The sequence below is a fragment of the Burkholderia cepacia genome (genome assembly GCF_029962485.1).
Taxonomy (GTDB): domain Bacteria; phylum Pseudomonadota; class Gammaproteobacteria; order Burkholderiales; family Burkholderiaceae; genus Burkholderia.
Genome location: NZ_CP073637.1, coordinates 2,713,376 through 2,735,317 on the forward strand (window position 1 = coordinate 2,713,376; position 21,942 = coordinate 2,735,317).

Annotated in this window: 21 protein-coding genes; 11 read left to right on the plus strand and 10 right to left on the minus strand. The window is 66.9% G+C overall.

All coding sequences use genetic code 11. The features are described from left to right. Nucleotides 1-76: 76 nt before the first annotated feature. Entirely contained in the window at nt 77-274 is a 198-nt protein-coding gene (locus KEC55_RS12660; protein WP_282505730.1) for a hypothetical protein, read from the minus strand. A 288-nt stretch (nt 275-562) separates the two neighbouring features. Between KEC55_RS12660 and KEC55_RS12665 the strand changes: the two genes are divergently transcribed. Further along, nucleotides 563-1,114, plus strand: coding sequence for a hypothetical protein (locus KEC55_RS12665; protein WP_282505731.1), 552 nt, complete (start codon nt 563-565; stop codon nt 1,112-1,114). After that, nucleotides 1,111-1,605 (plus strand): hypothetical protein, encoded by a 495-nt coding sequence (locus tag KEC55_RS12670; RefSeq protein WP_282505732.1) that lies wholly within the window; start codon nt 1,111-1,113, stop codon nt 1,603-1,605. The genes KEC55_RS12665 and KEC55_RS12670 overlap by 4 nt, the downstream gene beginning before the upstream one ends. Before the next feature lie 53 nt (nt 1,606-1,658). Here the strand turns inward: KEC55_RS12670 and KEC55_RS12675 are convergent, their stop codons facing one another. Then, on the minus strand, nt 1,659-2,996 hold the full coding sequence (locus KEC55_RS12675; protein ID WP_282505733.1) for an ABC transporter ATP-binding protein: 1,338 nt from the start codon (nt 2,994-2,996) through the stop codon (nt 1,659-1,661). A gap of 22 nt (nt 2,997-3,018) precedes the next feature. Next, nucleotides 3,019-4,776: an ABC transporter permease gene (locus KEC55_RS12680; RefSeq protein ID WP_282505734.1), complete on the minus strand. Its 1,758-nt coding sequence runs from the start codon at nt 4,774-4,776 to the stop codon at nt 3,019-3,021. Between the two features lie 432 nt (nt 4,777-5,208). Here KEC55_RS12680 and KEC55_RS12685 point away from each other — a divergent pair, with 432 nt between their 5' ends. Next, on the plus strand, nt 5,209-5,475 hold the full coding sequence (locus tag KEC55_RS12685) for a double-stranded DNA-specific endonuclease (protein WP_011545926.1): 267 nt from the start codon (nt 5,209-5,211) through the stop codon (nt 5,473-5,475). 42 nt (nt 5,476-5,517) lie between these two features. Here KEC55_RS12685 and KEC55_RS12690 read toward each other — a convergent pair whose 3' ends face one another. Continuing rightward, nucleotides 5,518-6,834: an ATP-binding protein gene (locus tag KEC55_RS12690; protein ID WP_282505735.1), complete on the minus strand. Its 1,317-nt coding sequence runs from the start codon at nt 6,832-6,834 to the stop codon at nt 5,518-5,520. Further along, the gene (locus KEC55_RS12695; RefSeq protein ID WP_006493394.1) at nt 6,818-7,543 is read right to left on the minus strand and encodes a response regulator; all 726 of its coding nucleotides are present in this window, start codon (nt 7,541-7,543) and stop codon (nt 6,818-6,820) included. Before KEC55_RS12695 ends, KEC55_RS12690 begins: the two co-directional genes overlap by 17 nt. Before the next feature lie 224 nt (nt 7,544-7,767). Between KEC55_RS12695 and KEC55_RS12700 the strand changes: the two genes are divergently transcribed. Further along, nucleotides 7,768-8,319, plus strand: coding sequence for a periplasmic heavy metal sensor (locus KEC55_RS12700; RefSeq protein ID WP_282505736.1), 552 nt, complete (start codon nt 7,768-7,770; stop codon nt 8,317-8,319). A 69-nt stretch (nt 8,320-8,388) separates the two neighbouring features. Here the strand turns inward: KEC55_RS12700 and KEC55_RS12705 are convergent, their stop codons facing one another. After that, nucleotides 8,389-9,087 (minus strand): pirin family protein, encoded by a 699-nt coding sequence (locus KEC55_RS12705; protein WP_282505737.1) that lies wholly within the window; start codon nt 9,085-9,087, stop codon nt 8,389-8,391. A gap of 369 nt (nt 9,088-9,456) precedes the next feature. Here KEC55_RS12705 and KEC55_RS12710 point away from each other — a divergent pair, with 369 nt between their 5' ends. The 4 genes from KEC55_RS12710 to KEC55_RS12725 all read left to right on the plus strand — a co-directional run bounded on the left by KEC55_RS12710 (nt 9,457) and on the right by KEC55_RS12725 (nt 12,654). After that, nucleotides 9,457-10,239 (plus strand): ABC transporter substrate-binding protein, encoded by a 783-nt coding sequence (locus KEC55_RS12710; RefSeq protein WP_176050605.1) that lies wholly within the window; start codon nt 9,457-9,459, stop codon nt 10,237-10,239. 217 nt (nt 10,240-10,456) lie between these two features. Beyond that, entirely contained in the window at nt 10,457-11,146 is a 690-nt protein-coding gene (locus KEC55_RS12715) for an ABC transporter permease (protein ID WP_011352852.1), read from the plus strand. Continuing rightward, nucleotides 11,143-11,856: an ABC transporter permease gene (locus KEC55_RS12720; RefSeq protein ID WP_282505738.1), complete on the plus strand. Its 714-nt coding sequence runs from the start codon at nt 11,143-11,145 to the stop codon at nt 11,854-11,856. The genes KEC55_RS12715 and KEC55_RS12720 overlap by 4 nt, the downstream gene beginning before the upstream one ends. An 18-nt stretch (nt 11,857-11,874) precedes the next feature. Next, nucleotides 11,875-12,654: an ABC transporter ATP-binding protein gene (locus tag KEC55_RS12725; protein WP_282505739.1), complete on the plus strand. Its 780-nt coding sequence runs from the start codon at nt 11,875-11,877 to the stop codon at nt 12,652-12,654. Between the two features lie 54 nt (nt 12,655-12,708). Here the strand turns inward: KEC55_RS12725 and KEC55_RS12730 are convergent, their stop codons facing one another. Continuing rightward, nucleotides 12,709-13,206: a GNAT family N-acetyltransferase gene (locus KEC55_RS12730; RefSeq protein WP_282505740.1), complete on the minus strand. Its 498-nt coding sequence runs from the start codon at nt 13,204-13,206 to the stop codon at nt 12,709-12,711. Nucleotides 13,207-13,339: 133 nt separating this feature from the next. Here KEC55_RS12730 and KEC55_RS12735 point away from each other — a divergent pair, with 133 nt between their 5' ends. Continuing rightward, on the plus strand, nt 13,340-14,266 hold the full coding sequence (locus tag KEC55_RS12735) for a LysR family transcriptional regulator (RefSeq protein WP_282505741.1): 927 nt from the start codon (nt 13,340-13,342) through the stop codon (nt 14,264-14,266). A 557-nt stretch (nt 14,267-14,823) separates the two neighbouring features. Beyond that, nucleotides 14,824-15,903, plus strand: a complete 1,080-nt coding sequence (locus KEC55_RS12740; RefSeq protein ID WP_282505742.1) for a porin — start codon at nt 14,824-14,826, stop codon at nt 15,901-15,903. Between the two features lie 136 nt (nt 15,904-16,039). Here KEC55_RS12740 and KEC55_RS12745 read toward each other — a convergent pair whose 3' ends face one another. Both KEC55_RS12745 and KEC55_RS12750 read right to left on the minus strand, forming a co-directional pair. Continuing rightward, entirely contained in the window at nt 16,040-16,378 is a 339-nt protein-coding gene (locus tag KEC55_RS12745; protein ID WP_006398637.1) for a P-II family nitrogen regulator, read from the minus strand. 83 nt (nt 16,379-16,461) lie between these two features. Further along, a complete protein-coding gene (locus tag KEC55_RS12750; protein ID WP_282505743.1) occupies nt 16,462-18,180 on the minus strand; it encodes an NAD+ synthase in 1,719 nt (572 codons plus the stop codon). Between the two features lie 109 nt (nt 18,181-18,289). Between KEC55_RS12750 and KEC55_RS12755 the strand changes: the two genes are divergently transcribed. After that, on the plus strand, nt 18,290-19,468 hold the full coding sequence (locus KEC55_RS12755; protein WP_282505744.1) for a GNAT family N-acetyltransferase: 1,179 nt from the start codon (nt 18,290-18,292) through the stop codon (nt 19,466-19,468). A gap of 71 nt (nt 19,469-19,539) precedes the next feature. Here KEC55_RS12755 and KEC55_RS12760 read toward each other — a convergent pair whose 3' ends face one another. Beyond that, nucleotides 19,540-21,798, minus strand: coding sequence for a glycoside hydrolase family 3 C-terminal domain-containing protein (locus KEC55_RS12760; RefSeq protein WP_282505745.1), 2,259 nt, complete (start codon nt 21,796-21,798; stop codon nt 19,540-19,542). Between the last annotated feature and the right edge of the window lie 144 nt (nt 21,799-21,942).

Consider the following 21,942-nt stretch of genomic DNA (forward strand, 5'->3'; position numbering starts at 1 on the left):
CCAGAAGGCGGCCGCGCGTCGGCTCAGTTCCGAGAAATGCAATGAAATACGGCGATGGAATGCGGCGACGACGGCGTCAAGCGTCCTGCTCCTGACCGAGGTCGCGTTGATAGTCGAGCCCTTCCGGGCGAGCGCCGCCCTGGTTGTGATCGCCGTCGGACGGCGTCTCGTCGGGCGCGCCGGCAGGCGGTGCCGATGGCGCGTCGGTCTGCGGACGCGGGCGATCCGCCCCCGCGTCAGGTGGCCGGTGTGACAACCGTTTTGAACGACGCATGGCTGGGTGTCTCATGTGCGGCGCGGCTCGAGGCCGTCGAAGAAACATTCCATAACAAAACAGTCTAGGTCGGTTCCTTGCACGCCGAGGTAACAATTACCTTCAATTTGTAACGTTTCGACCCCTCGTCAATCATCTATCCGACAATAGCGCCGCGCGTAGGCGCGCGAGATGCCGGCCGGCGATTTGTCAAAGCTTTGCAGTTTTCCTATGACAATTGCGAAACAATGATGCGGCATCAGGGCGTGCATGCGCCGCCGCTCACCCAGACAGGACTTGCACTCAGGGATGAACATTCGTTTCGAATCGCCGCGTCGGGCCATGCCGGCGCGCGTCGTGCTGGCCGTCATCGCCACGGCCGCACTGCTGTCAGGCTGCAACTCGCTGTACAGCGAAGGCGCGACAGCCGGCGCCGGTATCGCGGGCGCCGCGATCGCTTCCAAGGTCACGAACAACGCTGCTGTCGCGACGGGTATCGGCCTCGGCGCCGTGGCCGGCGCGCGGGCCGGCGTCCAGTACTCGCAGCGCGTCGCACACCGTTACACACAGGAACAGATCGCGAAGGCGGCCGGCCCGCTCGACGTGGGCGGCGTCGCGCCGTGGTCGACGCACCACTCGTTTCCGATCGAGGACGACGAACAGGGCCGCGTGACGGTCAGCCGGATGATCAGCGTCGGCCCGCTCGACTGCAAGGAAATCGTGTTCGCGGTCGACACGCCCGCGAAGCCCGACAAGGCCGCGCAGTCGGCGTTCTACGTTGCCACCCTCTGCCGCGACGGCCCCGTGTGGAAATGGGCGTCGGCCGAGCCGGCGACCGAACGCTGGGGCGCGCTGCAATGAGCGTCGCGATCCGTCTCGCGGCCATCGGCGCACTGTGCGCGGCGACGGCCGCGCTGTCGGGCTGCGGCTCGGTCGGCGCGGCGAGCGGCGCGCTGGCCGGCGCGGCGACGGGCCTCGTCACCGCGAACCCGGCGGTCGGCGTCGGCGTCGGGATCGCCGTGCAGGCCGCGACCGATGAGGCCGTCAACCGCACGATGAAGCAGCTCCATCAGAACCAGCAGGACGCGATCGCGAAAACCGCGGGCAGCCTGGCAGTCGGCGAAGTGAAGCCGTGGAAGGTGAAGAACACGCTGCCGCTGGAAAACGGCGAAGGCGAAGTGCGCGTCACGCGCGCGTACGCGTCGGCGCTCGCGATATGCAAGGAATTCGCGTTTTCGGTGAAGGACGGCGACAAGGCCGACTGGTATTTCGCGAATGCGTGCCAGCAAGGCACGCACTGGAAGTGGGCGTCGGCGGAACCGGCGGTCGACCGATGGGGGAATTTGCAGTAACCGGGCGATGCGCGGTGCATGCGAATGCCGGGCCGACGGCCCGGCATCGTCGATCAGGACTCGACGTCCTCGAGACTGAAGATCTCGGTCTGGTCGTTGTACGAGAAGATCTCGCCGTAACGGCCCCAATCGATCACCGCGTCGAGCGTTTCCTCGGCCGCGCCGTCGGACAGGAAATCCTCCAGCTCCTGCTCGAAGCGCACGCGCGGCGCGCGATGGCCCGGACGCTCGTTCAGCACCTTCTTGATCCGTGCAGCGAGCGGCACGTGCTTCAGCAGGTGATCGGCGAACATCAGCTTGCGCTCCTGCGTACCGAATTCCGCGAATACACGGCCCGGCGGCGTCAGGAATACGTCGCCTTCGCGCACGTCCGCGAAACCGAGGTACTGCAGCACTTCGGCGATCGGAAACAGGTCGTCGACCTCGAGGTGCAGCGTACGCGCGATTTCCGGCATGTCCGCGCGGCCGTGGTACGGCGCCATCGCGAGCGTTTCGATCAGGCCGGCCATCAGGTTGGTCGACACCTGCGGCAGCCAGCTGCCGGGTTCGAGCCCCTTCTTCGTCGCCTCGTTGGTCTGGCGCGCCGTCATCTTCGCGTAGATGTCGTCGACCAGCTTGCGGAACGCCGGGTCGAGCCGGTTGCGCGGATGCTTGAACGGCACCTTGATCTCGGCGATCACGCGGCCCGGGTTCGACGACAGCACGAGGATCCGGTCGCACATGAACACGGCTTCCTCGATGTTGTGCGTGACGATCAGCACCGACTTGATCGGCATGCGGCCTTGCGTCCACAGATCGAGCAGGTCGGTACGCAGCGTCTCGGCCGTCAGCACGTCGAGCGCCGAGAACGGCTCGTCCATCAGCAGGATCGTCGGGTCGACGACGAGCGCGCGCGCAAAACCCACGCGCTGGCGCATGCCGCCCGACAGCTCGCGCGGATAGGCGTTCTCGAAGCCGTCGAGACCGATCAGGTCGATTGCGGCGAGCGCACGTTCGCGCCGCTCGCGCGCGCCGACACCCAGCGCCTCGAGGCCGGCTTCCACGTTCTGCAGCACGGTCAGCCACGGGAACAGCGCGAAAGTCTGGAACACCATCGCGACGCCTTCGGCTGGGCCGCTCAGCGGCTTGCCGAGGTAGGTCACTTCGCCGCCGGTCGGCTCGATCAGGCCGGCAATGATCCGCAGCAGCGTCGACTTGCCCGAGCCGGAGCGGCCGAGCAGGCCGACGATCTCGCCTTCGCGTAGCGACAGGTTCGCATCGTCGAGCACGAGCAGTTCGCCCTGCGTCTTGTTGAAGCCGCGGCAGACGTGATCGACCCGCAGGATTTCCTCGCCGAGGCGCGGCGGCTGGGACGTCTGGACGGGGGCGTTTACAGCATTCGGATTGTGCATCGCGTTTCGCTCTCAATCGGTCTCAGTCGAGCCGCAGCTTCGCTTCGGCGAAGGCATACAGCGGGCGCCACAGCAGGCGGTTGAACAGGGTGACGAACAGGGACATCACGGCGATGCCCAGGATGATCTTCGGGAAATCGCCGGCAGCCGTGGTCTGTGCGATGTACGCGCCGAGGCCGTGCGCCTCGATCTTGGTGTTGCCCCACTGGACGGCTTCCGACACGATGCTTGCGTTCCAAGCGCCGCCCGACGCGGTGATCGCACCGGTCACGTAGTACGGGAAAATGCCGGGCAGGATCGCCTGCCGCCACCACTGCCAGCCGCGGATGCGGAAATTCGTCGCCGCTTCACGATAGTCGTTCGGGTAGGACGTTGCACCGGCAATCACGTTGAACAGGATATACCACTGCGTGCCGAGCACGATCAGCGGCGACAGCCAGATGTCCGGGTTCAGGTGAAAACGCGCGATCACGATCACGAACACCGGGAACAGCAGGTTGGCCGGGAACGCGGCGAGGAACTGCGCGAGCGGCTGCAGCTTCTCGGCCAGCCTCGGGCGCAGCCCGACCCACACGCCGATCGGCACCCAGATCACGGACGCGATCGCGATCAGCACGACCACGCGCAGCAGCGTGATGAGCCCGAGCACGATCACGTGGCCGACCTCGGCCATCGTCACACCGGTCGACACGAAGCTGATGACGCGCCACACGATATAGGCCGTGCCGATCAGCACGAGGATCGCCCACGTGATGTCGACGGTGCGCGACGCCTTCTTCTCGACACGCGGCAGCGAAAAACGCATCGCGCCCGACAGCGGCAGGCGCAGCGGAATCCGCGCGGCCTTCGCGAACAACCAGCCGGCCGGCACGAGCAACTGATGAATCAGGCGCGTGCGGCGCACGAGGTCGAGCAGCCAGGATTGCGGCGCATCGCCCGATGCGGTGTTCTCCATCCGGAACTTGTCGGCCCACGCGATGAGCGGGCGGAACAGCAACTGGTCGTACGCGAGGATCACGACCGTCATCGTGACGATCACCCAGCCGATCGCGCCAAGGTTCTTGTCCGAGATCGCCTGCGCGAGATACGCGCCGATGCCCGGCAGCGTGATCGTCTGGTTGCCGACGGTGATCGCCTCCGACGCGACGACGAAGAACCAGCCGCCCGACATCGACATCATCATGTTCCAGATCAGGCCCGGCATCGAGAACGGTACTTCGAGCTTCCAGAACCGCTGCCACGACGTCAGGTGGAAACCGCGCGACACTTCGTCCAGATCGCGCGGCACCGTGCGCAGCGACTGGTAGAAGCTGAACGTCATGTTCCACGCCTGGCTCGTGAAAATCGCGAAGATCGCCGCGAGCTCCGCGCCGAGCACGCGGCTCGGGAACAGCGCGAGGAAGAACGTGACGGTAAACGAGATGAAGCCGAGCACCGGCACCGACTGCAGGATGTCGAGGATCGGGATCAGCACCATGCCTGCGCGGCGGCTCTTGGCCGCGAGCGTGCCGTAGACGAGCGTGAACACGAGCGACGCGACCATCGCGGCGAGCATCCGCAGCGTGGTCCGCAACGCGTATTCAGGCAGGTTCGACGGATCGAGCGAGATCTTTTGCGTCTGCAGCGTCCCGATCGGCGCCATCGTTTCGTGGAAACCGACGACCGCCATCGCGATCAGGCAGATGATCAGCGGAAACGCGATGAAGTCCCACCGGTTCGGCAGAACGCGCCATGCGGACGCGTTAGCGGTCCGGTTCGGATTGAAGAATCCGACGTCCATCAGGCGCCCTCCCCGGTAAGGCCGAACGAAGCCGGCAGTCGATGTTGATTCATGGCAAAGCGCACGGGCGCGGTAATTCGATTGACTGACGATCTCGCGCACGCGCGATGCGCCGTGCGTGCAAGCTGCACCCGCACACCCGGGCGAGTCGGCCCGCGACGGCACGACACTACACCAACCTGTATTTCAGGTACAACCGTCCGGGGGCGGCGCACGGATCGTGCCCGACGCGCGGACGGCCGGCCGGTGCAACCCGGCCTGAGTCCTTCGGCCGGCAGCAGGCCCGAATTATGCCGTGATCCGGCCCGGCCGGGAACCCGCCAGCCGCACACGGGCGCAATCCGTGTCCGGCGTCACGAGCCGGATGTGGCGAAGCGGGTATGATCGGGGCTAGCCCCCTTGGGGATCGATCGACGAGCGGGAGGAAAGGGAATGGCAGGAAACTTGGTGATCGTCTGCCGCGATCAGGATGCCGACGCGTTCTACGAACTGATGCAGGAGTATGGGTCGTTCCAGACGCGGCTGTCGTCGACGGCATGGTACCTGAACATGAACGTCGTGCCGGAATCGCTGCAGGAGGAAATCCTGGAGCGCCTCGGCCGGTATACGACCGTCTACATCTTCGAGGCCACCACCGTGACCTACAACACCATCGACAGCAACGCGGCCGAGACGCTCGGCACGCTGTTCGGCGAATGATGCCGCGCGGCGCCCGCCCGGCCGGGCAGGCGCCGCAGCCGCTTACGCGGCCTGTGCGTGGGGTTCGTCCTTCGGCACCACTTCGAACGGGAATGTCATCGCAACGCGCAGGCCGCCTTCGGGGCGGTTGCCGATGTCGCATGCCCCGCCCAGCCTGAGCACCAGCCGCTCGACGATCGCGAGCCCGAGCCCGCTGTGGCCATTCCCGCCGCGCGCGGGGTCGAGCCGCACGAACGGCCGCGTCGCGGCCGCCAGATCGCGCGGCGCAATCCCGCCGCCGCTGTCGCTGACCGACAACACATAGCCGGTCGGCGTGCGCGCCGTCTCGACGATCACCGGCGGCGCGCCATACGCATGCGCGTTGTCCAGCAGGTTCGACAGGATCCGGTCGAGCGTGGCCGTCGGCAGCCGGAAGCCCGGATCGGCGTCGAGCTGCGTCTGGACCGTCGGCGCGTTCGGTGCGACCGCGCGATAGCTGCGTGCGATCCGCTCGCAAGCCTGGTCGACCGACACCGGTTCGCTGCGGTCGGACCCGCCGTGCGCGAACACCAGGAACTGGTCGACGATGTGCGACATCGAGTCGACGTCGCGCACGACACCGTCGCGCAACCGCGCGTCGTCCATCATTTCCGCCCGCAGGCGCATCCGCGCGAGCGGCGTGCGCAGGTCGTGCGCAACGCCCGCCAGCATCACCGCGCGATCGCTCTCGGCCTGCGACACCTGCTCCACCATCTGGTTGAAGCCGTGCGTGAGCTGGCGCAGCTCGCGCGGGCCGCGCTCGCGCAGCGGCGGCACCGGCTGCCCGCGGCCGAAACGCGCGACCGCGCGCGCGAGCGAGCGCAGCGGCTGCTGCAGCTGCCAGGCCGCGAACAGCGCCGCGATCACGCCGGCCGAGAAGATCGTGCCGAGCCACAGCAGCATCCGGTCAAGCGAGCGCGGCGGCCGCAGCGGCTGCACGGGCACCACGATCCAGTTGCGGTCGGCCGGCTCCTTCACCCACAGCACGGGCGGATGGCCGGGTGCGCCGATCTCGACCTGCGTGCCGGGCGGCATGCGGTCGCTTACGTCGTCGCGAAAACGCTTGAGCGGCGGCGGCAGCCCCGAATCGCCGCCCTTCGGTATGTCGGCGCTGCCCGGCGCCACGAGCCGCACGCGCGACGGCAGCGGCTGGTCCGGCGTGCGCGCGACGTGCTGGCGCACCGCGTCGACGAGGAAGGTGGCCTCCTCGACCGCATAACGCGTCTGCATCTGGTTGCGCTCGAGCCGCATCGCGAAGAACCACGCGAAGTGCGACAGGAGCAGGACACCGATGACGAGCAGCGCCAGCCGCCCGAACAGTGAATCAATGGGTTTGCGCATGAGCCTCGCCGTCGGGCACGAACACGTAGCCGCGCCCGCGCACCGTCTGGATGAAGCGCGGCGTCGACGGATCCGTCTCGAGGATACGGCGCAGGCGCCACACCTGGACGTCGATGCCGCGGTCGGTACCGTCGTACTCGGGCCCGTGCAGCAGCTCGAGCAGCCGCTCGCGCGTGAGCGTGCGCAGCGCATGGTTCACGAAGATCTTCAGCAGCGCGAACTCGCTGCTCGACAGCGTGGCCGGCTTGCCGTCGACCGACAGCGTGCGCGCCTGGAAGTCGAGCAGGAAGCGGCCGAACGCGAACGGCTCGCGCTGTTCGGGCGCGGCCGCCGACGGCGTCGCACGGCGACGGCGCAGCACGGCCTGCACGCGCGCGAGCAGCTCGCGCGGGTTGAACGGCTTGCCGAGGTAGTCGTCCGCGCCGAGTTCGAGCCCGACGATGCGGTCGACGTCGTCCGCCCGCGCGGTCAGCATGATCACGGGGATGTCGTCGCCGGCCGCGCGCAACTGGCGCAGCGCGGTCAGGCCGTCCACGCCCGGCATCATCAGGTCCAGCACGATCAGGTCGGGCCGCTCGCGCTCGAGGCGCTTCTCGAGCGTCGCCGCGTCGTGCAGCACGGACACTTCCATCCCCTGGCGCACGAGATAGTCGCGCAGCAGGTCTCGGAGTTCTTGGTCGTCGTCGACGATGAGGATCTGGGTAGTCATGGCTCGAAGTTTACCGCGCGAGGGCGGAGTCGAAGAACGAAACAAAGGGACGAAAGGGTTACTGCGGGTTACCGCGCAAGGGAACTGTAATGCGCGGTAACCGGGCCGCCGCCCCACGTAACACCGGCCGGAGCCTGCATCGCTAACCTGCGTCTTACCGGATGCGGTACCCGACTTTCCCGGCACCGCATCGCCGGACCCTTTGGATACAAGGAGTTTCTGAAATGTATAAGAAGACTTCCCGCGTGGCCATCGCGGCCGCCACCGTGCTCGCTCTCGCATTCGGCGCTGCGCATGCCGCGCAGCCCAACGACATGCCGCCTCCGGGCGGCCCCGGCATGCACCAGATGCACGGCGGGCATGAAGGCGGCCCGTTCGGCGCCGTCATGAAACTGCACGACCAGCTGAAGCTCAACGCGTCGCAGGAGCAGCAATGGCAGGCTGCCGTCAACACGATGAAGCAGAACCATGACGCGATGCGCAAGAGCCACGAGCAGATGCGCGAGCAGTTCAAGGCGCAGCAGAACCAGCCGATCCTCGACCTGAGCGCGATGCATTCGGCCCGCCAGCAGGCCGAGGCGCAGAACGCGCAACTGCGCGAGCAGACTACCGCCGCATGGCTGACGTTCTACAACGGGCTGAACGACCAGCAAAAGACGATGGTCAGCACGGCGCTCAAGCAGCAGTTCGCCAAGATGGAGCAGCGCCACGAGAAGATGAAGGAGCGCTGGGAGCAGCATCGCGCCGCCAAGGGCGCATCGGCGCCGGCGCAGTAAGCCGGCTGGCCGCTCCGTGGAGCGGCGCCGAAGGGGACGCGGGCACCGGCCCGCGTCCCCTTTTTCGTTTCAGGCGACGTCGAACAGCAGCACCTCGGCCGCCCGGCCGCGCGCGAACGCCACTGCGTCCACGCCGCCGATCCGCGCGCCGTCGCCGGCGGCCAGCGCGCGGCCGTTGACCTCGACGTCGCCGCGCACCACATGTACGTAGGTGCTGCGCCCGGCACGCACATCGAACGTCGCCGCCTCGTCGCCGTCGATCAGCCCCGCGAAGATGCGGGCGTCCGCACGCATCGACAGCGCGCCGTCGCAGGCATCCGGCGCCGCGACGAGCCGCAGCCGGCCGCGTTTCTCGTCGTCGGCGAAATGCCGTTCCTCGTAGCCGGGCCGCTCGCCCCGCCCGGCCGGCTGCAGCCAGATCTGCAGCAGATGCAGCGGACGGTCGCGCGACGGGTTGGTTTCGCTGTGCACGAGCCCCGTGCCGGCGCTCATCCGCTGGATGCCGCCGGCGCGGACGATCGCGCCGCAGCCAAGGCTGTCGCGGTGCGCGAGCGTGCCGTCCAGCACGTAGGTCACGATCTCCACGTCGCGTCGCTGCTGCATCCCGAACCCGCGCGTCGGCGCGATCAGGTCCTCGCTCAGCACGTGCAGCGCGCCGAGCGGCGGATACGCGTTCGCGCCGCCGCCAGCGGACGAAAAGCTGTGACTCGATTCGAGCCAGCCTTGGCGCGTGTGGCAGCGGTCTTCGGCGCGGCGGATCTGGAACATGGCGCGGACACTCCGGGGGCAGGATTCTTTCTTCGTTCGGGTTTACCTCGACTGTAGGGGGACACCGAACGCGCCACAATCCGCCGCCGGCGCACCGCATCGTTGCACCCGCGAGATCAATCGCCAGAATATTCGTTGCGAATGCCACTATTGCCGCAACAACCGAATCGAAGAATCGATCGATCGCGCCGGATTGCCGTTTTCCGGGTATCGCGTTCGGGTAAAATACCGCCCTTTTGGCGTTCGCCGTTCCGGCGGCCGCCAACGCCCAAGCGCCGTTCGGCGAATTTTGGCCGTCTAGAATACGCCGCGGCGCCCGGTACGACCGGCCGCGAGCGCCCCCGGAAAGTCAGCAACAGAAGGATGGAAATGAAGAAGGCCGCCCTGTGCGCCGCCCTCGCCCTCGTGGCGGGCAGCGCCTTCGCGAAGGAGTGGAAGACCGTGCGGATCGGTGTCGATGCCAGCTACCCGCCGTTCGAGTCGACCGCGCCGAGCGGCGAGATCGTCGGTTTCGACGTCGATCTCACCAAGGAAATCTGCAAGCGAATCAACGTGAAATGCGTGTGGGTGGCGCAGGATCTCGACGGAATCATCCCGGCGCTGAAGGCCAAGAAGTACGACGTCATCGTGTCGTCGCTGACCGTCACGGACAAGCGCCGCGAGCAGATCGACTTCTCCGACAAGGTGTACGACGCACCGGCGCGAATGATCGCGAAGACCGGCTCGCCGCTGCTGCCGACGGTCGCGTCGTTGAAGGGCAAGCGCGTCGGCGTCGAGCAGGGCTCGACGCAGGAAACCTACGCGAAGGCGTACTGGGAACCGCAGGGCGTAACGATCATTCCTTACCAGAACCAGGACCAGGTCTATGCCGATCTCGGCTCCGGCCGCCTCGACGCGACGCTGCAGGACGAGCTGCAGGCCGACTACGGCTTCCTGCGCACGCCGCGCGGCAAGGGCTTCGCGTTCGCCGGGCCGGAAGTGAAGGATCCGAAGACGATCGGCGACGGCACCGCAATCGGCCTGCGCAAGGACGATACGGACCTGAAGCTCAAGATCAACAAAGCGCTGGCCGACATGCACAAGGACGGCACGTACGACCGGCTGTCGCACAAGTACTTCTCGTTCAGCGTCTATTCGGCTTCGGCCCGCTGAGCGCCGACAAGAAGAAGCAACGGATGCGGGGGCGGCCCCGTATCCGCGCAGTACTGGCAGTCAACCACGCGCCGCCCGCCCCCTTGCCCGCCGCTCGCGCGACGGGCTCGCCCGGCACCGTTGCCGGGGCGGACGGTCATGATACGCACGGGGCGTTCCGCGCAACTTGGCGGGCGCGTCTTTCGCGGCGCACTGCGTGCGCCGTCAAGGACCACATATGTTTCTACAAGGTTACGGCCCGCTGATCCTCGCTGGCACCTGGCAAACCGTCAAACTGGCGGTGCTTTCGCTCGCGCTGTCGTTCCTGCTGGGGCTGCTCGGCGCAGGCGCGAAGCTGTCGCGCAACCGCTTCACGAGCGGCGTCGGCACCGTCTACACGACGCTGATCCGCGGCGTACCCGACCTCGTGCTGATGCTCCTGCTGTTCTACAGCCTGCAGATCTGGCTGAACATGGCGACCGACGCACTCGGCTGGGATCAGATCGACATCGACCCGTTCCTCGCCGGCGTGCTCGTGCTCGGCTTCATCTACGGCGCGTACTTCACCGAGACCTTCCGCGGCGCGTTCCTGTCGGTCCCGCGCGGCCAGCTCGAGGCCGGCAGCGCATACGGGATGACGAACTGGCAGGTGTTCACGCGGATCATGTTCCCGCAGATGATGCGCTTCGCGCTGCCGGGCATCGGCAACAACTGGCAGGTGCTCGTGAAATCGACCGCGCTCGTGTCGATCATCGGCCTGGCCGACGTCGTGAAGGCATCGCAGGACGCCGGCAAGGGCACGCTGCGGTTCTTCTTCTTCACGCTGATCGCGGGCGCCGTCTACCTCGCCATCACGACGATCTCGAACTTCGTGCTGATGTGGCTCGAAAAGCGCTACTCGACCGGTGTCCGCAAGGCTGACCTATGATCGAACTCATCCAAGAATACTGGCGCAACTATCTCTACACCGACGGCTATCGCATCACCGGTGTCGCGATCACGCTGTGGCTGCTGGTCGTGTCGATCGGCCTCGGCTTCTGCCTGTCGGTGCCGCTCGCGGTCGCGCGCGTGTCGAAGAAGAAGTGGCTGTCGAGCGCCGTGTGGCTGTACACGTACGTATTCCGCGGCACGCCGCTCTACGTGCAGCTGCTGCTCTGCTACACGGGCCTCTACAGCCTGCAAGCCGTGCGCGGCACGCCAATGCTCGATGCGTTCTTCCGTGACGGGATGCACTGCACGCTGCTCGCGTTCACGCTGAACACCTGCGCGTACACCACCGAGATTTTCGCGGGCGCGATCAAGGCGACGTCGTACGGCGAGATCGAAGCCGCGCGCGCGTACGGGATGTCCACGTTCACGATGTATCGCCGCGTGATCCTGCCGTCGGCGCTGCGCCGCGCGCTGCCGCTGTATAGCAACGAAGTGATCCTGATGCTGCATGCGACGACGGTGGCCTTCACCGCGACCGTACCGGACATCCTGAAGATCGCGCGCGACGTCAACTCGGCGACCTACATGTCGTTCCATGCGTTCGGCATCGCCGCCCTGCTCTACCTCGTGATCTCGTTCACGCTCGTGTGGCTGTTCCGCCAGGCCGAGCGTCGCTGGCTCGCGTATCTGCGCCCGCAAGGCAAGTAAGTTTTCGCAGGACTATTGATGAATTCCCAGACTCAGAAGCTTTTCGTCGACGATCTGCACAAGCGGTACGGCGACAACGAGGTGCTCAAGGGCGTGTCGCTGAAGGCGAACTCGGGCGACGTGATCAGCGTGATCGGCTCGTCCGGCTCCGGCAAGAGCACGATGCTGCGCTGTATCAACTTCCTCGAGCAGCCGAATGCGGGCCGCATCTTCGTCGACGGCGAGGAAGTGCGCACCGCGCTCGACAAGACGGGCGCGCTGCGCGCGGCCGATACGAAACAGCTCCAGCGCGTGCGCACCAAGCTGTCGATGGTGTTCCAGCACTTCAATCTCTGGTCGCACATGAACGTGCTCGAGAACGTGATGGAAGCGCCCGTGAACGTGCTCGGCATCCCGAAGAAGGAAGCCGAGGACCGCGCACGCGAATATCTCGAGAAGGTCGGCCTCGCGCCGCGCGTCGAGAAGCAGTATCCGTCGCACCTGTCGGGCGGCCAGCAGCAGCGCGTGGCGATCGCGCGCGCGCTCGCGATGCATCCGGACGTGATGCTGTTCGACGAGCCGACGTCGGCGCTCGACCCGGAACTCGTCGGTGAAGTGCTGAAGGTGATGCAGAAGCTGGCCGAGGAAGGTCGCACGATGATCGTCGTCACGCACGAGATGGGCTTCGCGCGCAACGTGTCGAACCACGTGATGTTCCTGCACCAGGGCCGCGTCGAGGAAGAAGGCGTACCGTCCGAGGTGTTCGGCAACCCGAAGAGCGAACGCCTGCGCGGATTCCTGTCGGGCAGCCTCAAGTAACACGCACGAAACGCACGACGTTCGAACGGGCGCCCCGCGGCGCCCGTTTTGCGTTTACGCGGCGCTCACCGGCGCGCTGTCGGCGAACGCGCGCAGTTCGTCGCCCGCCAGCCGGTAACGCACCCATTCGCTCTGCGGCGCCGCGCCGACGCTCTCGTAGAAGCGGATCGCCGGCTCGTTCCAGTCGAGTACGCTCCATTCGAAGCGACCGCAGCCCGACTCGACCGCGATCCGCGCGAGCGTCTTCAGCAGCCGCAGCCCGGCGCCCGCACCGCGAAAACGCGGCGATACGTACAGATCCTCGAGATACAGCCCCTGCCGCGCGAGCCAGGTCGAATACGAGAAGAAATAGATGGCGAAGCCGGCCGGCTCGCCGTCGACCTCGCAGATCAGCGCGCGCGCCGGCGACCCTTCGCCGAACAGGCTGCGCTCGAGCGACGCGGGCGTCGCGATCACTTCGTGCTCCGCCTTCTCGTAGACGGCCAGCTCGGTAATGAAACGCAGGATCAGCGGCACGTCGGCGACAGTGGCGGAACGGATATCGATTTGCACGGGTTGAGCCCTCCTCCGGCCCGGACTTGAAACGGAAAGCGGCGCCGCGCAGCCGCGCTGGCGCCGATCAAACCGTCATGCTACGTTCACGCCATTCCTGCAGGAAGTGCAGTTTCTTCATCCGGACCTGAACATGATGCATCCTGACCTGCGCCGTCTCGACCTGAACCTGTTGCTCGTGTTCGACGCGCTGTACCGCCACCGGTCGGTCGCGGCGGCCGCGCACGAGCTCGCCTTGAGCCCGTCCGCGTTGAGCCACGCGCTCGCGCGGCTGCGCGACGCGATCGGCGATGCGCTGTTCGTGCGCCTCGGCAACGAGATGCAGCCGACCGTGCGCGCCGACGACATCGCCACGTGGGCCGGCGACGCGCTCGACGCGATGTCGAAGGGGCTCGCCCGTGCACGCCGCTTCGATCCCGCGCACAGCGACCGCACGTTCGTGTTCGCCGCGACCGACTACACGGCGTTCGCGGTGCTGCCGGCGTTCCTCGCGCGGATCCAGCACGTCGCGCCGCAGTTGCGGATCCGCGTCGTGCATTCCGACCGGAAGATTTCCGTCGACGAACTCGCGGCCGGCCGTATCGACTTCGCGCTCGGCTATCACGAGGAATCGGCGGCCGACGCGCCGGGCATCGAGGATTTCGACTGGTTCTCCGACGACTACGTCGTGATCGCAAGCGCCGCGCATCCGGCGATCCGCCGGCGGCTGACGCTCGATCAGTACCTGGCCGCCCGCCACGTGGTCGTCACGCCGTGGAACGAGTCGCGCGGCGTGGTCGACTACGTGCTCGACCGGCTCGGCCTCGCGCGGCACGTAGCCGTGCAGTTACCGACCGTGCTGGCCGCGCCATTCGTGATCGCGGAATCCGAATTGCTGATGACCGTGCCGAACCGCGCCGCGCAAGCGCTGCGGCACGCGGCGCCGATCCGCATCTTTCCGGCGCCGTTCGAGATTCCGCGCTACACGGTGAAGGTCTACTCGCACGCGAAGCATGCGCGCACCGATGCGCACCGCTGGATTCGCGCGCAGTTGCTCGACGCACGGCCGGGCCTGGGCTAGGTTCCGCGCGACCGGGCCGCGCGCCTTGTCCGACGGGCGTTTCAGGCGCCGGCCAGCGGCTGCCGAAACCGCCCGAATCATTACGAAATACTTACCAATTTCGCGACTTTCGCGCCTACGCCCGCGCTCAGGCAACGTCAATAGTGGCAATCCTTGACCCATGTTCGCGGAATTCATGTCTCCCTTGCGCGACAAGGGTTTTCCGTTAATTGCTAACCCTCGGTGCACCCATTGCGCACCGTGTTGCATGGCAATTTGGCGACAGCTGTTAGTCAAACAACGATTTCCATCGCCACAAAATTGTATTTTTGCTAAATTAGTAACCAAAGTAGCAAAACGAAGTTCGTGAAATGTAGTTTAGCTTCACGACACTACAAGGAGACCCCGCAGGCCGACCCGGCTGCGCGGGACCGCTCAACGGTTTTCCGTCCGCTTGCCCGCGTGCTGCGCTTACCGGCCCTGCACGAGGTCTCCCTGGTTATCCCGCTTTTGCCCGGCGCTCGCGCTCCGGGCATCTCGTGCAGTCTGGGTTGACTTTTTGACAGGGTATGGAGGAGATGATGAAGAAAGCTTTGGTCGCGGCCGCGCTGATGGCTGCTGGGGTGGTGACGGCGCACGCGCAGAGCAGCGTCACGCTGTATGGCCGCCTGGATGCAGGCATCGAGTACATGAACGGCCTGCAAAACGGCCACCAAGTGCGCGCGGAAAGCGGCGACTGGGGCACGAGCCTGTGGGGCTTGAAGGGTAGCGAGGACATCGGTGGCGGCAACAAGGTCCTGTTCCACCTCGAAGGCGCGTTCAACACGATGACGGGCGGCTTCAGCGGCTCGATCTGGGATCGTTATGCGACGGTCGGTATCTCGAACGATCGCTACGGTACGCTGCTGTTGGGTCGTGAACTCGCGATCGCCAACGGCGTGTGGGACTTCGATCCGTTCGGCCAGTCGGCCTGGTCGACCGCATCGCTCGTCCGCGGCCGCAACTGGAACAAGACCAGCAACAACGTGTCGTACCAGTCGCCGCAGTTCTACGGCCTCGACTTCTACGGCCAGTTCTCGTTCTCGAACTCGACCAGCTTCAACGGCAACACCACGGCCGGCCAACCGGGCCGCGCAATGGGCGCTCAGGTTACCTACACGAACTCGCTGTTCCAGTTGCGCGGCATCTACGACGAAACGCGCGACAGCAACGGCCGCTTCTCGGACGTGTTCAACTACTCGCGTGAATACTTCGCGGGCGTGAACGTGTTCCTCGGCCAGTTCAAGGTGCAGGCGGCCTACCAGGCATCGCGCGCGGACGGCAGCGGCGGCCCGGCTGTGAACGCCGGCGTGACGGGCACCCAGCAGGTCTGGGGCGGCGTGACGTGGCAAGCAACGCCGGCAGCGGCGCTGATCGCGGCCGCTTATCACGTGAACGCGAACCACGGCGGCGGCAACGCGAACATCTACACGGTCGGCGGTTCGTACAACATCTCGAAGCGCACGCTGTTCGATCTGCAGGTTGCGACGGTGCGCAACAGCAAGAACGCGAACTTCGGCCTGAACGCCAACGGCGCAGGTACGGCCGTGTCGACGGGCAACCCGAATCCGGGCGGCAGCCAGACCGGCGTCTACGCCGGCATCCAGCACCTGTTCTGATCAGGCGCCGTCAAAGAACGATTCGACAACACTTTCCACGCTGCTGCGAGAGGCGCGTATCGGTGCGGTACCCAACCGGGTATCGCACCGTTTTTTATTGGCGGGGCCTGAAACGGCCCGCTGACGAATGCGGCGCTCAGACGGCCGCTTCGTTCTCTTCGCCGGTACGGATGCGGATCACGCGCTCGACGTCCGACACGAAGATCTTGCCGTCGCCGATCTTGCCGGTACGCGCCGCGCCGATCACCGCGTCGATCACCTGGTCGACCTGCGCTTCCGCGACGACCACTTCGATCTTCATCTTCGGCAGGAAATCGACGACGTATTCGGCGCCGCGATACAGTTCGGTATGGCCCTTCTGGCGGCCGAAGCCCTTCACTTCCGTCACGGTCAGGCCCGTGAGACCCACTTCGGCGAGCGCTTCGCGGACTTCGTCCAGCTTGAACGGCTTGATGATGGCGGTGATGCGTTTCATGGTGGTTGTCCCCCAATGCTCGTTTGGATGAAAAATCGCGATCCCGATTGTAAGCCTGCGAGCCGCATCCGGCCCAGCACGGCTCAATCGAGACGTTCGGTAAAACGTGACGTGATCGGGTAGCGCCAGTCGCGCCCGAATGCGCGATGCGTGACGCGGATGCCGATCGGCGCCTGACGGCGCTTGTATTCGTTGATCTTGATGAGCCGCGTCACGCGTTCGACATCGGCCTGCGCATGGCCGGCCGCGACGATCTCGGCGAGCGGCCGGTCTTCTTCCATGTACATCCGCATGATCGCGTCGAGCACGTCGTACGGCGGCAGGCTGTCCTGGTCGGTTTGGTTCTCGCGCAGCTCCGCCGACGGCGCGCGCGTCAGGATCCGCTCGGGGACCACGTCGCGCAGCGGATAGTCGGTCGCTTCGTTGCGATAGCGGCAGAGCCGGTACACAAGCGTCTTCGCGATGTCCTTGATCACCGCAAACCCGCCGGCCATGTCGCCATACAGCGTGCAATAGCCAACGGCCATCTCGCTCTTGTTGCCGGTCGTCAGCACGATCGAGCCGAACTTGTTCGACAGCGCCATCAGCAGCGTGCCGCGGATGCGCGCCTGGATGTTCTCCTCGGTCGCGTCTTCCGCGCGGCCCGCGAACTCGCCGGCGAGCGATGCGCGGAACGCGTCGAACATCGGCGCGATCGCGATCTCGTCGTAGCGCACGCCGACGCGCCGCGCCATCTCCGCCGCGTCGGTGGTCGAGATGTCGGCCGTGAAGCGCGACGGCATCATCACCGCGCGCACGCGCTCGGGACCGAGCGCATCGCATGCGACAGCCAGCACCAGCGCCGAATCGACGCCGCCCGACAACCCGATCAGCACGCCGGGAAAGCCGTTCTTGCCGATGTAGTCGCGCACGCCGGTCACGAGCGCGCGGTACACCTGCGCATCCGTCGACAGCTCGGGCGCGATCGCGCCGGGCAGCGGCCGCGCGCCGTCGAATTCGACGATCGCATGGCCTTCGTCGAACTGCGGCATCTTCGCGACGAGCGCGCCCTGCGCGTCGAGCACGAACGAACCGCCGTCGAACACGAGTTCGTCCTGGCCGCCGACGAGGTTCACGTACACCATCGGCAGCCCGGTCTCGCGGATCCGCGCGCGCAGGATGTCGATGCGCACCGCTTCCTTGTTCATGTGGTACGGCGAACCGTTCGGGATCAGCAGCACCTGCGCGCCGGCCGCCTTCGCGATCTGCGCGGCCGATGCATGCCATGCGTCCTCGCAGATGATCACGCCGTATTTCACGCCGTTCAGCTCGAACACGAGCGGCTCGGCGTCCGTCGCGAAGTAGCGCTTCTCGTCGAACACCTCGGCGTTCGGCAGATCCTGCTTGCGGTAGGTGCCGACGATCTCGCCGCCGACGATCAGCGACACGGCATTGAAGGTATCGGTCGGCGGCACGCCGCGCTCGATCGGGCGGTTTGCATTACCATCGACGGCTGGCGCGCGCGCATCGCTGCCCGCCCCGCTGCCCGCACCGCGCACCGGATGGCCGACCAGCACCGCGAGCCCGTCGAACGCTTTCAGCGCGTCGGCCAAGGCGTCGAGCGCAGCGGCCGCCGCCGCGTAGAACGCGGGCCGCAGCAGCAGGTCTTCCGGCGGATAGCCGGACAGCGCGAGTTCGGGCGCGACCATCAGCTGCGCACCATCGTTGTGCGCGGCGCGCGCGGCCGCGACGATCCGCGCGACGTTGCCGGCGAAATCGCCGACGGTGACGTTGATCTGGGCGAGTGCGAGTCGGGTCTTCATGGCGGGATCGGCGCAGCCCGGCGGCGCGCCCTGAACGGCTGACGAAATCGACCCGGACGCGGGCCATAGCGGCACGCATCCGGCAACATCCAACGGTACGGATTCACGCTTGAAACACGAACGCATCGATTATCGCACGGGCATCCTGTCGTCCCCCGCGGAGGTACCGGCCGACGAATGGAACGCGCTGCTCGCCCGCGACGCGCAGCCGACGCCGTTTCTGCGCCACGAATTCCTCGACGCACTGCACGTCGCGCGCTGCGCGGTGGACGATACCGGCTGGTCGCCGCACTTCGTCACGCTGACCGACGAGCGCACCGGCCGCCTGGCGGCCGCCGCGCCCGTCTACGCGAAGCAGCATTCGTACGGCGAATACGTATTCGACTGGGCGTGGGCCGACGCGTACCAGCGCAACGACCTGCCCTACTACCCGAAGCTGCTGTGCGCGGTGCCCTTCACGCCCGTGCAGGGCACGCGGCTGCTCGCGGCCGACGACGACGCGCGCCGCCGGCTCGCGGCCACGCTGCTCGCGTTCGCCGAGCAGAGCGACGTGTCGTCGCTGCACGTGCTGTTCCCGACCGGCGACGAAGCGCGGCTCCTCGAATCGATGGGGATGATGCTGCGCGAAGGCGTGCAGTTCCACTGGCTCAACGACGGCTACCGCCACTTCGACGATTTCCTCGGCACGCTCGAGCAGAAGAAGCGCAAGAACATCCGCGCGGAGCGGCGCAAGGTGCACGACGCAGGCGTGACGTTCCGGCGGCTGACCGGCGATCGAATCACCGACGCCGACTGGCGCTTCTTCTCGCGCTGCTACCGGCAGACCTACCGCGAGCACTATTCGAGCCCGTACCTGAACCTCGAATTCTTCCGCACGATCGGCGCGACGATGCCCGAGAACCTGCTGCTCGTGATCGCGGAAGCCGACGGCAAGCCGATCGCGAGCGCGCTCGCCGTGTACCGGCGCGGCGAGCACGGCGGCGGCACGCTGTACGGCCGCTACTGGGGGGCGATCGAGCACGTGCCCTGCCTGCATTTCGAAACGGCCTACTACCAGCTGCTCGAATTCTGCATCGAGGCCGGGCTCGATACCTTCGAAGGCGGCGCGCAGGGCGAACACAAGCTCGCGCGCGGTTTCCTGCCGACCGTCACGCACTCGGCGCACTGGCTCGCGCACCCGGCGTTTTCCGATGCGGTCGCGCGCTTTCTCGAACGCGAGACCGAGCATATCCACGCGTACGTCGACGAACTGCGCGAACACGATCCGTTCCGGCGCGGCAGCGCGTAGCATCGGCCGGCACACCGGCATGCGGCGAGGCCACGACCGGCCTCGCCGCATGCCGCACGGCCGCCCCCGGTTCAGTGCGCGGCGAGCGTCACCGCCTGCGACAGCGCCTGCGGATCACGCGACGACGCGGCCGCCGACAGCGTATAGCTGCCCGCGCCGATCCGCCACGCATGCGCGTTCGCATCCCAGACCGCGAAGCGCTGCGCCGGCACCGCGACGCTGACCGTGCGCGCCTCGCCCGGCTGCAGCGCGACCTTGGTCCAGCCGACAAGCCGCTTCGGCGGTTCGCCGAGCGACGCGGGCAGCGCCGCGTAGATCTGCACCGTCTGCGCACCGGCCCGCGCGCCCGTGTTCGTCACCGTCACGCCGACCGTCACGTTGCCCGACGCATCGGCCCGTGCAGACATCGCCGATAACCCATACGTCGTGTACGACAGCCCGTAGCCGAACGGGAACAGCGGCTCGATCGCCTTCGCGTCGAACCAGCGATAGCCGTACGCGAGCCCTTCCGCATAGACGGTCTGCGTGCGCGACGGATCGATCGTCGGCTGCGGCAGGTCGGCTTCCTGCTTCGGGAACGTCAGCGGCAACCGGCCCGACGGGTTCGCGTCGCCGAACAGCAGGTCGGCGATCGCCTGGCCGCCCTGCGCACCCGGATACCACGCGTCGAGCACACCGTGCACGTTCGCGAGCCACGGCATCAGCACGGGGCTGCCGTTCTCGAGCACGACGATCACGCGCTTCGCCTTCGCGGCGACGGCCGCGATCAGCGCATTCTGGTCGTATTGCTGGTTGTACGGATCGGCCTTCGCATCGGGCAGCGACAGGCTCGCGAGATCGAGCCCTTCCGTCTGCCACTGCGTCGCGAACACGATCGCGACATCGGCCTGCGCGGCGGCGGTCGCCGCGGCATTCGCGTCGGTCCCGTCGAGATAGCTGACCGATGCATTCGGCGCCTTCGCGCGAATCGCCGCGAGCGGCGCGGACTTGTACCAGGTTGCGCAACCGCCGAACAACGTGTCGGCCGGTTGCTGGCAGGTCGTCACCGCGTTGCCGTCGATCGCCGGCACGGCGCCCGAGCCGCCGCCCGACAATACGCCCACGTCTGCATGACCGCCGATCACGACGATCGACTTGAGCGCACCGGCCGCGAGCGGCAGCACGGGTTGCGCATCGCCCGATGCGGCCGCGTTCTTCAGCAGCACCGCCGATTGCCGCGCGATCGCGAGCGCATCGGCGTTGCCAGCCGCTTCGTCGATCGCGCCGCCCGGCTTCGGCGGTGCGTCCATCACGCCGATGCGGATCAGCGTGCGCAGCTTGCGCTGCACCATGTCGTTCAGCCGCGCGGCCGATACGCTGCCGGCCTGCAGCGCCGCACGCAGCTTCGTATTGAAGAACGAGCCGAGCGGCGCGTTGCCGTCGTCGGCCGCGCCCGGCTGTTCCTCGTCGAGCCCGGCCTGCACGGCCGCGACGGTCGAATGCGTCGCGCCCCAGTCCGACTGCACGACGCCCTTGAAACCCCATTCGTTCTTCAGCACCGTGGTCAGCAGATACGGGTTCTCGCACGCATACACGCCGTTCAGCTTGTTGTACGAGCACATCACGCTGCCCGGCTGGCCGTCCTTCACGCCGATCTCGAACGCGAGCAGTTCGGCCTCGCGCATGGTCCGCTCGTCGACGACCGAATCGATCGTCATCCGGTTGGTTTCCTGATCGTTGAACGCGAAATGCTTGATCGTCGCGATCACCTTCTGCGCCTGCGTCGCCTGCGTGCGCGCGGCGCTCAGCGTGCCTGCGAGCACCGGATCCTCGCCCATGTATTCGAACGTGCGGCCGTTGCGCGGCTCGCGCGCAAGGTTCACGCCGCCGCCGAGCCCTTCCGCGAAGCCGAGCGCGCGCAGTTCGAGCGCGATGCGCGTGCCGTAGGTGCCCGCGAGCGCCGGATCCCACGTCGCCGCGAGCGCGACCGGCGCCGGCAGCGCGGTCACGCGCGCGTTCTTCACGTTCACGCCGCCCGCCGAATCGGCGCTGCTGACCGCCGGAATGCCGAGCCGCGGCACGCCCGGGATGTAGCTTGCGCCGTTCAGCGCGTCGGCCGGGAACGGGCCGCCCAGATCGAGCGCCGGCAGGCCCGTGCCGTGCACGAGCTGCAGCTTCTCGTCGGTCGTCAGTTGCGCGACGAGCGCGGCCGCGCGCTGGTCGGCCGTCGCATCGGGATCGGCCGGCGCGGTCGGGCCCGCGTGGATGTCGTCGCCGCCGCACGACGCGAGCAGCACCGTGAGCGCGCACGCGGACGCAATCGTCGAACACCGGAACAGCGAAGTTTTCATTGATCCTCCTGAATCGATCTGTTGTACTTGTGGCTTAACTCCAGCGTCCGAGTCTAAAAATTGACCGGTCACCACGCTTGACCGGCAGGAGCATGCGTTGACCTCTCGCAGCGGGGACAAACCCGAACGGCATGACGAAGGGGG